Source organism: Luteimonas cucumeris (assembly GCF_007830035.1).
Lineage (GTDB): Bacteria > Pseudomonadota > Gammaproteobacteria > Xanthomonadales > Xanthomonadaceae > Luteimonas_C > Luteimonas_C cucumeris.
The window spans coordinates 563,785-576,816 of the sequence record NZ_VLKN01000001.1 but is presented as its reverse complement, the minus strand read 5'-3'; the positions used below and the strand labels follow the sequence as shown (position 1 = coordinate 576,816).

15 protein-coding genes are annotated in these 13,032 nt (G+C 66.0%); 5 read left to right on the top strand and 10 right to left on the bottom strand.

The window, feature by feature from the left end; all coding sequences use genetic code 11:
- Positions 1-53: 53 nt before the first annotated feature.
- The 5 genes from IP90_RS02600 to pyk all read right to left on the bottom strand — a co-directional run bounded on the left by IP90_RS02600 (position 54) and on the right by pyk (position 5,178).
- Positions 54-1,007: a serine hydrolase domain-containing protein gene (locus IP90_RS02600; RefSeq protein ID WP_425477055.1), complete on the bottom strand. Its 954-nt coding sequence runs from the start codon at positions 1,005-1,007 to the stop codon at positions 54-56.
- 202 nt (positions 1,008-1,209) lie between these two features.
- A complete protein-coding gene (locus tag IP90_RS02595; protein WP_144898042.1) occupies positions 1,210-2,220 on the bottom strand; it encodes a class I fructose-bisphosphate aldolase in 1,011 nt (336 codons plus the stop codon).
- A 121-nt stretch (positions 2,221-2,341) separates the two neighbouring features.
- Entirely contained in the window at positions 2,342-2,959 is a 618-nt protein-coding gene (locus tag IP90_RS02590) for a hypothetical protein (protein WP_144898041.1), read from the bottom strand.
- 124 nt (positions 2,960-3,083) lie between these two features.
- Complete coding sequence (locus IP90_RS02585) at positions 3,084-3,653, bottom strand: energy transducer TonB (RefSeq protein ID WP_158635249.1); 570 nt, start codon at positions 3,651-3,653, stop codon at positions 3,084-3,086.
- Between the two features lie 58 nt (positions 3,654-3,711).
- Positions 3,712-5,178 carry a pyruvate kinase gene (pyk, locus tag IP90_RS02580; RefSeq protein ID WP_144898039.1) on the bottom strand — a complete coding sequence of 489 codons (1,467 nt, stop codon included), beginning with the start codon at positions 5,176-5,178 and terminating at the stop codon, positions 3,712-3,714.
- Between the two features lie 65 nt (positions 5,179-5,243).
- On the opposite strand from pyk, the gene IP90_RS02575 reads away from it, so the two are divergent.
- Entirely contained in the window at positions 5,244-5,831 is a 588-nt protein-coding gene (locus IP90_RS02575; RefSeq protein ID WP_144898038.1) for a GNAT family N-acetyltransferase, read from the top strand.
- A 68-nt stretch (positions 5,832-5,899) separates the two neighbouring features.
- Here IP90_RS02575 and IP90_RS02570 read toward each other — a convergent pair whose 3' ends face one another.
- The 5 genes from IP90_RS02570 to gap form a co-directional block, all read right to left on the bottom strand.
- The gene (locus IP90_RS02570; RefSeq protein ID WP_144898037.1) at positions 5,900-6,112 is read right to left on the bottom strand and encodes a DUF6289 family protein; all 213 of its coding nucleotides are present in this window, start codon (positions 6,110-6,112) and stop codon (positions 5,900-5,902) included.
- A 196-nt stretch (positions 6,113-6,308) separates the two neighbouring features.
- A complete protein-coding gene (locus tag IP90_RS02565; RefSeq protein ID WP_144898036.1) occupies positions 6,309-6,947 on the bottom strand; it encodes an HAD family hydrolase in 639 nt (212 codons plus the stop codon).
- Positions 6,948-6,979: 32 nt separating this feature from the next.
- Entirely contained in the window at positions 6,980-8,152 is a 1,173-nt protein-coding gene (locus tag IP90_RS02560) for a phosphoglycerate kinase (RefSeq protein ID WP_144898035.1), read from the bottom strand.
- 82 nt (positions 8,153-8,234) lie between these two features.
- The gene (locus IP90_RS02555) at positions 8,235-8,636 is read right to left on the bottom strand and encodes a group III truncated hemoglobin (RefSeq protein WP_242007453.1); all 402 of its coding nucleotides are present in this window, start codon (positions 8,634-8,636) and stop codon (positions 8,235-8,237) included.
- A gap of 100 nt (positions 8,637-8,736) precedes the next feature.
- On the bottom strand, positions 8,737-9,741 hold the full coding sequence (gene gap, locus IP90_RS02550) for a type I glyceraldehyde-3-phosphate dehydrogenase (protein WP_144898033.1): 1,005 nt from the start codon (positions 9,739-9,741) through the stop codon (positions 8,737-8,739).
- A gap of 81 nt (positions 9,742-9,822) precedes the next feature.
- Here gap and IP90_RS02545 point away from each other — a divergent pair, with 81 nt between their 5' ends.
- From IP90_RS02545 to modA, 4 genes are all read left to right on the top strand, one after another.
- Positions 9,823-10,704 (top strand): S1/P1 nuclease, encoded by an 882-nt coding sequence (locus IP90_RS02545; RefSeq protein ID WP_199753370.1) that lies wholly within the window; start codon positions 9,823-9,825, stop codon positions 10,702-10,704.
- 14 nt (positions 10,705-10,718) lie between these two features.
- A complete protein-coding gene (locus IP90_RS02540; protein ID WP_144898032.1) occupies positions 10,719-11,582 on the top strand; it encodes an MBL fold metallo-hydrolase in 864 nt (287 codons plus the stop codon).
- A 62-nt stretch (positions 11,583-11,644) separates the two neighbouring features.
- A complete protein-coding gene (locus tag IP90_RS02535; protein WP_144898031.1) occupies positions 11,645-12,196 on the top strand; it encodes a molybdopterin-binding protein in 552 nt (183 codons plus the stop codon).
- A 56-nt stretch (positions 12,197-12,252) separates the two neighbouring features.
- Complete coding sequence (modA, locus tag IP90_RS02530) at positions 12,253-13,023, top strand: molybdate ABC transporter substrate-binding protein (RefSeq protein WP_144898030.1); 771 nt, start codon at positions 12,253-12,255, stop codon at positions 13,021-13,023.
- The last annotated feature ends 9 nt before the right edge of the window (positions 13,024-13,032 follow it).

Sequence of the window (13,032 nt, the reverse complement as noted above, 5' to 3'; positions counted from 1 at the left end):
TTGTCCGGATAGTCTCGTCGTTCCGGTAGAACGAACGGTGGGCTAAAGCCCACCTACGGCAGGAACAGCGCCGCGATCTGCAATGCCTTGCGATACGGCTCGGGATCGTCGCGATTGGTCAGCACCACCACCGTCAACCCGCGCTGCGGATAACGCACGATCACGTTGCGAAAGCCGATCGTTTCGCCCGAATGCCACACCGTCTCGCCGGTGATGCGCCAGCCGTAGCCGTACTCGACCGTGGGATCGTCGGTCTTCGTCCACGGCGTGAAAGCGAGCTTCCTCGACGCATCGCTGAGCAGGCGATCGTCGTACAGCGCCGCGTCCCATTTCGCCAAGTCGGCAATCGAGGAATAGATTCCGCCATCGCCGAGCACGGCGCTGGTGGAACTCTGGTCGGTACGCTGCCACTCGCCATCGGCCAGGCTGTAGCCGTAGGCGCGATTGGCCACGGTCGACACGCCCTGCTCGTAGGCGACGGTATCGTCCATGCCCAGCGGCGCGAATATGCGTTCCCGCAGGAAAGTCGCGTAGCGCTGTCCGGATGCCTTCTCGACGATCAGCGCCAGCAACGCGTAGGCGCTGTTGCTGTAACGGTATTCGCTACCGGGCGAAAAGTAGGTGCGGTCCTGGGATTCGAGCAGGTGCAGCACGTCGGCATCGTGCACCTGCACGGTGGCGTCCGGCGCCATCACGTCTTCGTAGTCGACCAGTCCGGAAGTGTGGGTGAGCAGATGCTTGAGGGTGACGGCATCGGCGCTTGCAGGCAGCGTCGGCAACCACTTGCGTACCGGGTCGTCCAGGCCCAGCCTGCCGTCCTCGGCCAGCAGCAGCACCGCGGCCGCGGTGAACTGCTTGCTCACCGACGCCAGGCGGTAATTGGTCTGCGGCGTGGCCGCGACACGCGCTTCGAGATCGGCGTAGCCATAGGAACGGCTGACCACCGGCTTGCCGTCGTGGATCACCAGCACGGAGGCGCCGGGAACCTCGCCCTGGTAGTCGCGCATCAGGGCATCGACCGATTCGTCCACGCGCGATCCTCCAGTGGCGCAGCCAGTCAGTACGGCAGCGAGCAGGCATGTGCAGATTACGGTTCGCATGCGCCGAATTCTATGTCGATGGCCGCTGCTGTGCGAATCCAGCCTGTGCCGTTCTGCAAAGAAAAACGCCGGCGAATGCCGGCGTTTTCAATGGTGACCATGGTCGGGCTCAGGCCGCCTTGTCCCACTTGCCGAGTGCGGCAAGACCATTGTCCTTGGCGCGGGCGAATACGGTCTCCTGCGCCTTGGCGACATTGTTGGCCAGGTCCTGCGACCACAGCTTCAGTGCAGCCGACTGCATCGCGCGGCCGTAGGAGAACGACAGCGGCCACGGATTCGGGCCGAGGCGGTTCATTGCATCAAGGTGCGCGGTGGCATCTTCGTCGCTCTGACCGCCGGACAGGAAGACGATGCCCGGCAGGATCGCCGGCACGGTCGACTTCAGGCACATCAGGGTCGACTCGGCGACCTCGTCGACCGAAGCCTGTTCGTCGCTGTCCTTGCCCGGCAATACCATCGACGCCTTCAGGATGGTGCCCTCGAGCATCACGCTCTGCTGGTACAGCGCATCGAACAGCGAGCGCAGCACTACTTCGGTGACTTCATAGCAGGTCTCGATATCGTGGCTGCCGTCCATCAGCACTTCCGGCTCGACCATCGGCACCAGGCCGCATTCCTGGCACAGCGCGGCATAGCGCGCCAGCGCATGCGAGTTGGCCTCGATGCAGGTGCCCGACGGGATGTCGTCGCCGATGTTGATCACCGCGCGCCACTTGGCGAAGCGCGCGCCGAGCTTGTAATACTCCTGCAGGCGCTCGCGCAGCCCGTCCAGGCCCTCGGTGACAACCTCACCCGGGAAACCGGCCAGCGGCTGCGGGCCCTTGTCGACCTTGATCCCCGGGATGATGCCGTTGTCAGCCATGATCCGGGTGAACGGCACACCGGCCCGGGTCGCCTGGCGGATGGTTTCGTCGTACAGGATCGCGCCGCTGATGTACTGCCCCAGGTTCGGCGTAGTCAGCAACAGTTCGCGGTAGGCGCGACGGTTCTCTTCGCTGTTCTCGATGCCCACGCCGGCAAAACGCTTGGCGATGGTGTTGTTGGACTCATCGATGGCGATGATGCCCTTGCCCGCGGCCACCATGGCCTGGGCGGTTTCGGCAAGCTGTTCGATGCTCATATGCGGATTTCGGCTGGCGGCGGGAAACGTCAATTATAGCCCGCCCGCCCGAGCGGGTCGGCGGTCCTCGCTACCGACCCACCTGTCTTGTGCAGCCCCGATACGCGTCAAAATGCTCAAATCAGCGACTTGCCGGCGACAGGGAGCCCCTCGGGTTTTCCACCATCGTCCTGCGGGACTGCTGCCGGCGGAGATAGTTCTGCAGCTCGCTTTTCTCCAGGCTTCCATCTTGGGTTTTGTCCCACTTCTGCTTCTGCACGAACGAAGCCAGATCGGAAATATTGCAATGACTACGCAGTCCAGCGGGGTCGGTGGCCTGCTTGCCCATGAAGTTCATCGTGGCCACGGTATAGACAGTCTCTGGCTCGGCAACCTCCGGACGCGGCTTGAACTTCCATTCCGACAAGGCGCCGGCACTGGCCTGTGAGAATGCATCCCAGAATCCTTCCACCGGCTCGTCTTCACCTGTGGCGCTGTTCCAAGCCTTCAGTAGTCCGAAGTCGGAGGTCGTACCGTCCGGGTTGATCGCATAGCCCATCGCCACGCAGACATTGTCGCCGCGCTCGGCAAAGGCGGCCGGATAGCCGGGCGCTGCCAGCTTGATGCCATCGGCCAGCATCCACTGATCGCGGATACCGCCTTCGTTCGCTATTTTCACACGTTCGGCGGCCATACCCGTCGCCGCAAACAACCCCAGGCAACCCGCTACCACCCAGCCAGCTTTCAGATGACGGTCCATGGTAAGCCTCCGTTTGGAGCCCCGTTAAACACCATGTGGGACCTGCTGTCAAACAAGCGTCGGGCCTGATGCGCCTGCGCTTGCCATCCGTTCACATGCAGCAAAACCGCTTCCGCCGCGAGCGTCAGGGCCTCATGAAATCCACCGGCTTCAACTGCATCCGGTCGAAAAGATCCGTGTCCAGCAGGCGCCGGGCGTCCTTGTCTTCGCGGATATTCGCAAGATGCTGAGGCAAGTTGGAGATCGAACAGCGACGGCGCAGTTCCGGCGCCAGCGTGGCGCCTTCTTTTCCGAACAACATCGTCGCCACGGTGTAGACGGGAACCGGTCGCTGCACTTCCGGGCGCGGCTGGAATCGCCACTGACGAACCGCCGCTGCGCCTGCCTCTGCGAATGCGGCCCAGAAGCCGGCGGCGGGTTCGTGCACGCCGGATTCGCTGTTCCAGCCTTTCAGCATCGCGAAATCTGAGGTGCTGCCATCCGGATTCAGCAGGTAGCCCACGGCAACGCAAACCTCCAGGCCGCGTTCGGCGAACTGCGTCGGATAGACAGGGGCGGCCAGACGGGTGCCGGGCGGCAGGGTCCAAGCTTGCTTGATGTCACCCTCGTTGGCGACGCGAATGGGCTCGATGGCGAATACCGAGGTGCTGAACAGGACCAGCACGGCAAACGCTGAGCTGTGCAAACGGGCCATTGCTTTGCCTCCGGAACCCACTGCTGTGAGTGCGGAATAGCACCAGCTACCAAGGCCGTCAAATCTCCCCCAGCCCCTGCGCCACGCCGGCTGCGCCGACCTCGAGGAGCCGCAGGGTGTTGGTCGCGCCATGGTGTTCCATGTGGTCACCGCTGGTGAAGATCACGCGGTCGCCTTCGTTGAGCAGGCCGGCGGCGAACATCGCCTTGAGCGCGGCGCGGGCGGCTTCGCGGGTGGCCAGGCCGCGGCTGTCGAAATCGATCGGGAACACGTCGCGCATCAGCGCCATGCGCCGGCGCGAGCCGCCATGGCGCGACAGGCCGTAGATCGGCACGCTGGAGCGGAACCGCGACAGGAAGCGGGCGGTGCCGCCGGATTCGGTCATCGCCACGATCGCGCGCACGCCGATGTGCTCGGACAGGAACATGGCCGCCATCGCGATCGCCTGGTCGGCGCGCTGCAGGTCGCGCTGCGCCTTCTCGAAATCGGTGTTGGCCTCGAACTGTTTCTCGGCGCCGATGCAGATGCGCGCCATCGCCTCGACCGCGCGCACCGGGAAATTGCCGGCGGCGCTTTCCTGCGACAGCATCACCGCATCGGTGCCGTCGATCACCGCGTTGGCGACGTCGAGCACTTCGGCGCGGGTCGGAATCGGGCTATCGACCATCGACTGCAGCATCTGCGTGGCGGTGATCACCACGCGGTTGCGCAGCAGCGATTCGCGGATGATCTTCTTCTGCAGGCCGGGCAGTTCGGCGTCGCCGATCTCCACGCCCAAGTCGCCGCGCGCGACCATCACCACGTCGCTGGCTTCGATGATCTCTTCCAGGTTCTCGATCGCCTCGGCGCGTTCGATCTTGGACACCAGCGCCGCATCGCTGCCGGCGGCGCGCGCGATCGCGCGCGCTTCTTCCATGTCGGCCGCATTGCGGCAGAACGATACGGCGATGAAATCCACCCCGATCTGCGCGGCCACGCCGATCAGTTCGCGATCGCGTTCGGTCAATGCGCCCAGCGACAAGCCACCGCCGAGCCGGTTCAGGCCTTTGCGGTCGGACAGCACGCTGTCGTTGAGGACGCGGGTGATGATGCGTTCGCCTTCGACGCTTTCGACCTGCAGCTGCACCACGCCGTCGTCCAGCAGCAATACGTCGCCGGCGGCCACGTCGCCGGGCAATCCGAGGTAGCTCACGCCGATCTGCGAGGCATCGCCCGGAGGGGCATCGTCGCGCGCGACCAGGTCGAAACGGTCGCCAGCGCGCAATCGCACCCTGCCCTCGGCGAAGCGTTCGATGCGGATCTTCGGCCCCGGCAGGTCGGCAAGGATGCCGACCTCGGTACCGACCCGTTCCGCCGCCTCGCGCACGGCCTGCGCGCGCGCCATCTGTGCCGACGGATCACCGTGCGAGAAGTTCAGGCGCACCACGTCGACGCCGGCACGCAACAGGGCATCGAGCACGCCGGGGGCATCGGTGGCCGGACCGAGGGTGGCGAGGATGCGGGTGCGGCGGCGATGCTCGGACATTCGATTCAAAGGCTCTGGAAGGGAATCCTCTATCCTAGCCCGAGCCGTGGTCGGAAACGCGACACATGCCCACCGATCTTTCCGCGTCGCTCGCCGCCTTGCCGGGGTTCCCGCAACTGCACGGCCCACGCGTGCGGCTGCGCGGCCCCCGGCCGCAGGACGCGGACGCCGTGTTCGCGCTGTTCTCCGATCCCGAGGTAATGCGTTACTGGAGCCGAGCGCCGATGACCCAGCGCGACGAGGCCTGCGCGCTGATCTCGGAAATGGAGGAGGCCTTCGCGCAGCGCGACAAGATCAACTGGGTCAGCGTCGACCGGCGCGACATGGTGATCGGCACCTGCACGCTGTTCCGTTTCGACGCACGCCACCGCCATGCGGAGATCGGCTATTCACTGCGCTCGGACCAGTGGGGCAAGGGGCTGGCGCGGGAGGCGGTCGGCGCGGCGCTGGATTGGGCGTTCCGCAGCCTGCACCTGCACCGCATCGAGGCCGACATCGATCCGCTCAACGACAATTCACGGCGGATCCTGCAGCGGCTCGGCTTCGTCAGCGAAGGCGTGCTTCGTGAGCGCTTTTTCGTGGGCGACGAGGCCAAGGATTCCGAGATGTTCGGCCTGCTGGCGGACGACTGGCAACGGCGCGAGCGATCCTGACCTGCACGGATGCCGCAAAAAGGAACCCCGGACTTGCCGGGGCTCCTGCTTGCGATACATCGCGCGCGTCACATCGACACGCCGCATCCTGCACGGAACACGGCGTTGTCAGTCTGCGCGCCCCAGCTGGAATTCGGGTTGCAGCCGACCGTTGCCTCGCCCACCAGCTGGCCGTCGTCGCTGAAGTACTGGTAGGTGCCGGCCAGACAGCCACCGGCCATCGACACGCTGGATGCCGCCACCATCAGAGATCCCATCAGGAGCAACTTTACGGAACGCATACGAGCCTCTCCCTGCCAAAGCGGCACATCGCCGCGCGCCGAAAGTAGGCCTGCTCCGGCATCGGGAATATCAAATCGTCGTGAAATATTCGTTGGGGCTCCCGGTTCCGTGACCGGGTGCCCGTATCAGGCCCGCTGGATTACCGGACGACAGGCGTCGATGTCGTTTATTTGCTGCGCCGCAGAACGTGTTTGCCTATGCGGCCAGCAAGGCAGGCAGTTGCATGGGCGTGGCCGCAAGCTGTCCGGCGCCCGCCTCGCGCAATTCGGCTTCGCCGCCGAAACCCCACAGCACGCCGATATTGGCCATGCCGTGATGACGCGCGCCTTCGATGTCCATGCGCCGGTCGCCGATCATCACGCAGTCCACGGCGGCGACACGGCAACGCTGCAGCGCCGCCGCAATCAACTCCGGTTTTTCGCTGAGGCTGCCATCGGGAGTCGCTCCTATCACGTCATCGAACAGGGCGCCGAATGGCAGGTGGTCGACGATCCTGCGCGCGTGCGGTTCGTTCTTGGCGGTCACCACCGCCAGGCGATGACCGCCGGCATGCAGGCTTTGCAGCGTTTCGGCGATACCCGGATACACCTCGTGTTCGGTCCAGCCGCAGCTTTCGAAGCGCTCGCGATAGTGTTCGACGGCCTGCTCGACGCGCGCAGCCTCGCCCAGCAGCGGTGCGAAACTGGTGCGCAGCGAGGGCCCGATCCAGCGCCGCAATTCCGGCTCAGGCGGGATCGGCAATCCCATCCGCGTGAGTGCGTGCGCGACGCAGCGGGTGATGCCGACGGCCGAGTCGATCAGCGTGCCGTCGAGGTCGAAGAAGAGCGTTGTCATTCGAGAGCGCGGATTCGGGTCCGGCACCTCAATCAACCGCGCGCCCTGAGCGCGGCCACGGCCGGCAACTCCTTCCCTTCCAGGAATTCCAGGAACGCGCCGCCGCCGGTGGAGATGTAGCCGACGTCATCGGCGATGCCGTACTTGTCGATCGCCGCCAGCGTGTCGCCGCCGCCGGCGATCGAGAACGCATCCGATTCGGCGATCGCGTGCGCCAGCGTTTCGGTGCCGCGGCCGAAGGCTTCGAACTCGAAGACGCCGACCGGGCCGTTCCACACCACCGTGCGCGCGTCCTCGATCATCAGCGCATAGCGCGATGCAGTTTCAGGCCCGATGTCGAGGATCAGGTCGTCGTCGGCCACCCGGTCGACCGGCTTGATGCTGGCCGGAGAGTCCGCCTTGAATTCCCTGGCGACGACCACGTCGGTCGGCACCGGGATGTCGGCACCGCGCGCCCTGGCGTCGGCCATGATCTTTTTCGCGGTGTCGATCAGGTCCGGCTCGTACAGTGACTTGCCCACGCCATGTCCCATCGCGGCGATGAAAGTGTTGGCGATGCCACCACCGACGATCAGCTGGTCGACCTTGCCCACCAGCGACGACAGCAGTTCCAGCTTGGTCGAGACCTTGGAGCCGGCGACGATCGCCAGCAGCGGCCGTGCCGGCTTGTCCAGCGCCTTGGCCAGTGCATCCAGTTCGGCCATCAGCAACGGTCCGCCTGCGGCCTGCTTCGCCTGCCGGATCACGCCATGCGTGGAAGCCTGTGCGCGGTGCGCGGTGCCGAATGCGTCCATCACGAACACGTCGCACAGTGCCGCGTATCGCTTCGCCAGCGTCTCGTCGTCCTTGCCCTCGCCGGGGTTCATGCGGCAGTTTTCCAGCAGCACGAGTTGGCCCGGCGCGACGTCCACGCCATCGAGATAGTTGCGCACCAGCGGCACTTCGCGCCCGAGCAGTTCCGACAGGCGCGCGGCGACCGGCGCCAGCGAATCGGCCTCGCTCCACACGCCTTCCCTGGGCCGACCCAGGTGCGACATGACCATCACCGCGGCGCCGGCATCGAGCGCATGGCGCAAGGTCGGCAGCGAAGCGGTGATGCGCTGGTCGGAGCTGACCCGACCGTCGTCCACCGGCACGTTGAGGTCCTGGCGGATCAACACGCGCTTGCCGGCGAGATCGAGGTCGGTCATGCGGAGGATGGTCATTGCAGTTCCCGTGATAGGCAGGCGTGCATTGTCCGTAGCCATGGCGGGACTGGCAAACCGGACAGCGCGGTTGCGCGATCGGCTACGGCTCGCCGGGCTCGGGCAGCGGTTCCAGATTCAGCCCGTAACGCAGGCTGCGCCCGATGCGCATCGCGTATCCACTGAGCAGTTCGGCGTGTTCCGGCGCCAGTACTTCTTCGGCGGTTTCGCGCCACAGTGCCAGCCAGTGGTCGAAATGTTCGGCGCGGATCGGATGCGCGCGATGCGCCGCCATCGGATTGCCGCGATAGGTGCCGGCGCGCAAGGCCACCGAGGTCCAGAACGACACCAGCGTGCGCTTGTGGTCGCCCCAGTCGTGCACGGCGGGATTGAAGACCGGTCCGAGCACCGGGTCGCGCTGGACACGGTCGTAGAAACGGTCGACCAGGACGACGATGTCGCGCTCGACAAGCGGCGCAGCATTGTCGGCGGGTGGGTTGGGCATGGCCGTCATGGTCGTGCGGCGACGGCCGCCATGCCTGATCGGTTCCGGAAACGGAACGCCCCGGACCGGCCGGGGCGTCGATGTCGCGACAGCTGCACGCTTACTTGCCGGCGACGACCTTGACCATTTCCAGGCACTTGTTGGAATAACCCCACTCGTTGTCGTACCAGCTGACCAACTTGACGAAGGTGCCATCCAGCGCAATGCCGGCGTCGGCGTCGAAGATCGAGGTGCGGGTGTCACCACGGAAATCGGTGGCGACCACCTTGTCCTCGGTGTAGCCGAGGATGCCCTTCAGCACGCCTTCCGACTGCGCCTTCATCTCGGCGCAGATCTCGGCGTAGGTGGCTTCCTTGACCAGTTCGACGGTCAGGTCGACCACCGACACGTCCGAAGTCGGCACGCGGAACGACATGCCGGTGAGCTTCTTGTTGAGTTCCGGGATCACCACGCCAACCGCCTTGGCCGCGCCGGTGCTGGACGGGATGATGTTCTCGAGGATGCCGCGGCCGCCGCGCCAGTCCTTGTTGCTGGGGCCGTCCACGGTCTTCTGCGTGGCGGTGGCGGCGTGCACGGTGGTCATCAGGCCGCGCTTGATGCCCCACTTGTCGTTGAGCACCTTCGCCAGCGGCGCCAGGCAGTTGGTCGTGCACGAGGCATTGGAGACGATCGCCTCGCCCTTGTAGGTCCTGTCGTTGACGCCGTAGACGAACATCGGCGTGTCGTCCTTCGACGGCGCCGACAGGATCACCTTCTTCGCGCCGGCGTCGAGATGCTTCTGCGCAGTGGTCTTGTCGAGGAACAGGCCGGTCGATTCGATGACGACTTCGACACCGACTTCGTCCCACTTCAGGTTGGCCGGATCGCGCTCCTGGGTCAGGCGGATCTTCTTGCCGTTGACGATCAGTGTGTTGCCTTCGACCGACACGTCGCCCTTGAAGCGGCCGTGCACGGAATCATGCTGCAGCAGGTAGGCGAGGTAGTCCGGCTCGAGCAGGTCGTTGATGGCGACGATTTCGATGTCGTTGCCGAAGTTCTGCACGGCCGAGCGCAGTACGTTGCGGCCGATGCGGCCGAAGCCGTTGATGCCTACCTTGATCGCCATGAAGCACTCCTGCAAAAGACGCGGACGGGAAAGACCGGTATTTTAGCGTTTTCCCGCCACCCGCTTAACCCCCACCCGCACATGAACCGGAATCGCACGGCGCTTCGCCTGTCTGTAATCGCTTTCCTGCTGCTGTCGGCGCCGATGGCGCTGGGCTGGAGCGCCTTGGGTCATCGCCTGATCGGCGAACTGGCGCAGCGCCATCTCACACCTGCGGCCCGCGCCGAAGTCGCCGACCTGCTGGCCGGCGAACCCGACCCGACCCTGTCCGGCGTCGCCACCTGGGCCGACACGCTGCGCGACCACGATCCCGAACTGGGCAGGAAGACCTCGCGCTGGCATTACGTGAACTTCGAACCGGGCCGTTGCGAGTACCAGCCCAAGCGCGACTGCCCCGACGGCAACTGCGTGATCGCGCAGATCGAAGCGCAGCGCGCGATCCTGGCCGACCGCGGCAAGACGCCGGCACAGCGGCGCGAGGCGCTGAAATTCCTCGTGCACCTGGTCGGCGACGTGCACCAGCCGCTGCACGCCAGCAATCGCAAGGACAAGGGCGGCAACGACTTCCAGGTCAGCCTGCGCACGCCCCTGGCGCCGGAAAGCTACGCACGCGACCGCTACGTCGACGGCGTGATGGGCACCAACCTGCATTCGGTATGGGACTACTACATCCTGGGATCGGCCGACCTGGGCACCGGCATGCCCGCCGCGCGCGGCAAGCAGATGCAGGCCTATGCCGATCGCCTCGGCGCGCTGCCCTGGCCGCCGCGCGACACCGCTGCCACCACCGACGCGGTGGCCTGGGCCGAAGAGTCCTGCCGCCTGCTCGATTCGCGGCAGATCTATCCCCGCCAGCACCGCATGGACAGCGTCTACCTGGACGCGCATCGTGCGCTGGCCGAACAGCGCGTGCGCCAGGCGGCCTACCGGCTGGCCGGCCTGCTCAACGCGACGCTCAACTGAGGCAGGCCAACGTGATGGCGCCGACCGTGCATCCGCATCATCACGCCGGCACCGGCACCTGGAGCTATGTCGTCGCCGACCCGGCCACCGGCGAGGCGGCATTGATCGATCCGGTACTCGATTACGAAGCCGCCTCCGGCCGCACTTCGACCGCATCGGTGCAGGCTCTGCTCGACTACGTCCACGAACACGGCTATCGCGTGCGCTGGCTGCTGGAAACGCACGCGCACGCCGACCATCTGTCCGCCGCGCGCTGGCTCAAGCAGCGGCTGCCTGAGGCCACGCTCGCCATCGGCGAGGGCATCCGCATCGTGCAGGCGACCTTCCGGCCGATCTTCAACCTGGGCGATGGTTTTCCGGTCGACGGCTCGCAATTCGATCATCTGTTCGCCGCCGGCGAATCCTTCGCCATCGGCGGGCTACAGGCCCGGGTGATCCCGGTGCCCGGCCATACCAGCGACAGCAACGCCTACCTGATCGGCGACGCGCTGTTCACCGGCGATTCTCTGTTCATGCCCGATGCCGGCACTGCGCGTTGCGATTTCCCCGGCGGCAGCGCGCAAACACTGTTCCGGTCGATCCAGCGACTGTTCGAATTGCCCGACGACACGCGCGTGTTCGTCTGCCACGACTACGGTCCCGGTGGTCGCCCGGTCGCATGCGAAACCAGCATCGGCGAACAGAAGCGCGCCAATATCCACGTTGGCGGTGGCATCGACGAAGTACAGTTCGTGGCGATGCGCGAGGCACGCGATGCGACCTTGTCGATGCCGGCGCTGATCATTCCAGCCGTACAGACCAATATCCGCGCCGGCGCACTGCCGCCGGCCGAGGGCAATGGCGTGCGTTATTTCAAGACGCCGATCGACCAACTGTAGAGATGTCCTTGCAAATGGCGCGTCCGACGGCGGTGCAATGCACGATCCGGCATCATGCGCGCATGACCCGCTCCTGGCCGCCCGCCCTGCTCGCCCTCGCCCTGTCGGCCTGTACAAGTAGCGGCGCGGTGAAGCCGCCACCATCCGCAACGGCGACGCCTCCCGCACCACGGACCACGCACGATCCGCGCCTGCGCGCCGCGGCGCCGTCTGTACTGGCTTCGCCGCGGGTGGTGCCGCTGGACGCGGCGACACGGGCCGCGCTGCCACGCGAAGTGGTCACAGCCTCGGCGCATGGGCCGGGATTGTCATGCGAAGGCGTGCCGCTGTCGGCACTGCTGCGCGCCGCCGGCGCCCTTCCAGTGGACATGCTGGGTGCTACTCAACTGGCGCAATACGTGCTGGTGCAGGCACGCGATGGCCACCGCGTGCTGTATTCGCTGGCCGAACTCGATCCGGACTTCGGGCAACGGCGCGTGCTGCTGGTCGACCGCTGCAATGGCCGGCCGCTGGAGAATGAGGACGGACCACTGCAACTGATCGCACTGGACGATGCACGTCCCGCGCGCTGGGTGCGCCAGGTCGAATCGATCACGGTGGTGGCCGCGCCATGATTCCCGCAATTCCTGCATTCCCCCCCCGGGCGACGCCGTGCCGCCACAACCGCTGGATGCAGGCCCTGGCCGCGATCGCGATGTCGTGCCTGGCAACGATCGTCCTTGCCGCAATACCGCAAAGCGTGCCCATGCCGCTCACCATATTCGCCGCCGCCAGCCTCAAGGAATCAATGGATGAGGCGGCCGCGGCCTACCAGCGCGCACATGGACAGCCGGTGCGCGTGTCGTACGCTGCCAGCTCGACGCTGGCGCGACAGATCGAACAGGGCGCGCCGGCCGATGTGTTCCTGTCGGCCGACCTCGACTGGATGGATTACCTGCAGCAGCGGCAGCTGATCGACGGCGACAGCCGTCGCGACCTGCTCGGCAACACGCTGGTGCTGATCGCGCCGAAGGCCAGCACCGCAAAAACACTCCTGCTGGAACGCGGCGTCGACCTGCGTCCGCTGCTCGGCGATGGCCGCCTGGCGCTGGCGCTGGCCGCCAGTGTGCCGGCCGGCAAATACGCGAAAGCGGCGTTCGTCTCGCTCGGCGTCTGGCCGTCGCTGCGGGCGAAAGTAGCCGAAGCCGAGAACGTGCGCGCGGCGCTGATGCTGGTCGCGCGCGAAGAAGCCCCGCTGGGCGTCGTATACGCCAGCGATGCCAGAGCCGAACCGGGCGTACGCGTGCTGTCGACTTTCCCGGCCAGCACGCACCCGCGCATCGTGTATCCGGTGGCGCGCGTGGCCGCGAGCCAGCATCCGCACGCGGACGCTTTCATGGCATGGCTGGCGACACCCGCCGCCGCGGCGATTTTCCGTCGCCGCGGCTTCATCGTGCTCTGAGCCGAACGC

Coding starts and splice junctions, on each gene's coding strand:
- IP90_RS02600 (WP_425477055.1), bottom strand. CDS start 1,007: ATGCGCGACTACCAGGGCGAGGTTCCCGGCGCCTCCGTGCTGGTGATC.
- IP90_RS02595 (WP_144898042.1), bottom strand. CDS start 2,220: ATGAGCATCGAACAGCTTGCCGAAACCGCCCAGGCCATGGTGGCCGCG.
- IP90_RS02590 (WP_144898041.1), bottom strand. CDS start 2,959: ATGGACCGTCATCTGAAAGCTGGCTGGGTGGTAGCGGGTTGCCTGGGG.
- IP90_RS02585 (WP_158635249.1), bottom strand. CDS start 3,653: ATGGCCCGTTTGCACAGCTCAGCGTTTGCCGTGCTGGTCCTGTTCAGC.
- pyk (WP_144898039.1), bottom strand. CDS start 5,178: ATGTCCGAGCATCGCCGCCGCACCCGCATCCTCGCCACCCTCGGTCCG.
- IP90_RS02575 (WP_144898038.1), top strand. CDS start 5,244: ATGCCCACCGATCTTTCCGCGTCGCTCGCCGCCTTGCCGGGGTTCCCG.
- IP90_RS02570 (WP_144898037.1), bottom strand. CDS start 6,112: ATGCGTTCCGTAAAGTTGCTCCTGATGGGATCTCTGATGGTGGCGGCA.
- IP90_RS02565 (WP_144898036.1), bottom strand. CDS start 6,947: ATGACAACGCTCTTCTTCGACCTCGACGGCACGCTGATCGACTCGGCC.
- IP90_RS02560 (WP_144898035.1), bottom strand. CDS start 8,152: ATGACCATCCTCCGCATGACCGACCTCGATCTCGCCGGCAAGCGCGTG.
- IP90_RS02555 (WP_242007453.1), bottom strand. CDS start 8,636: ATGCCCAACCCACCCGCCGACAATGCTGCGCCGCTTGTCGAGCGCGAC.
- gap (WP_144898033.1), bottom strand. CDS start 9,741: ATGGCGATCAAGGTAGGCATCAACGGCTTCGGCCGCATCGGCCGCAAC.
- IP90_RS02545 (WP_199753370.1), top strand. CDS start 9,823: ATGAACCGGAATCGCACGGCGCTTCGCCTGTCTGTAATCGCTTTCCTG.
- IP90_RS02540 (WP_144898032.1), top strand. CDS start 10,719: ATGGCGCCGACCGTGCATCCGCATCATCACGCCGGCACCGGCACCTGG.
- IP90_RS02535 (WP_144898031.1), top strand. CDS start 11,645: ATGACCCGCTCCTGGCCGCCCGCCCTGCTCGCCCTCGCCCTGTCGGCC.
- modA (WP_144898030.1), top strand. CDS start 12,253: ATGCAGGCCCTGGCCGCGATCGCGATGTCGTGCCTGGCAACGATCGTC.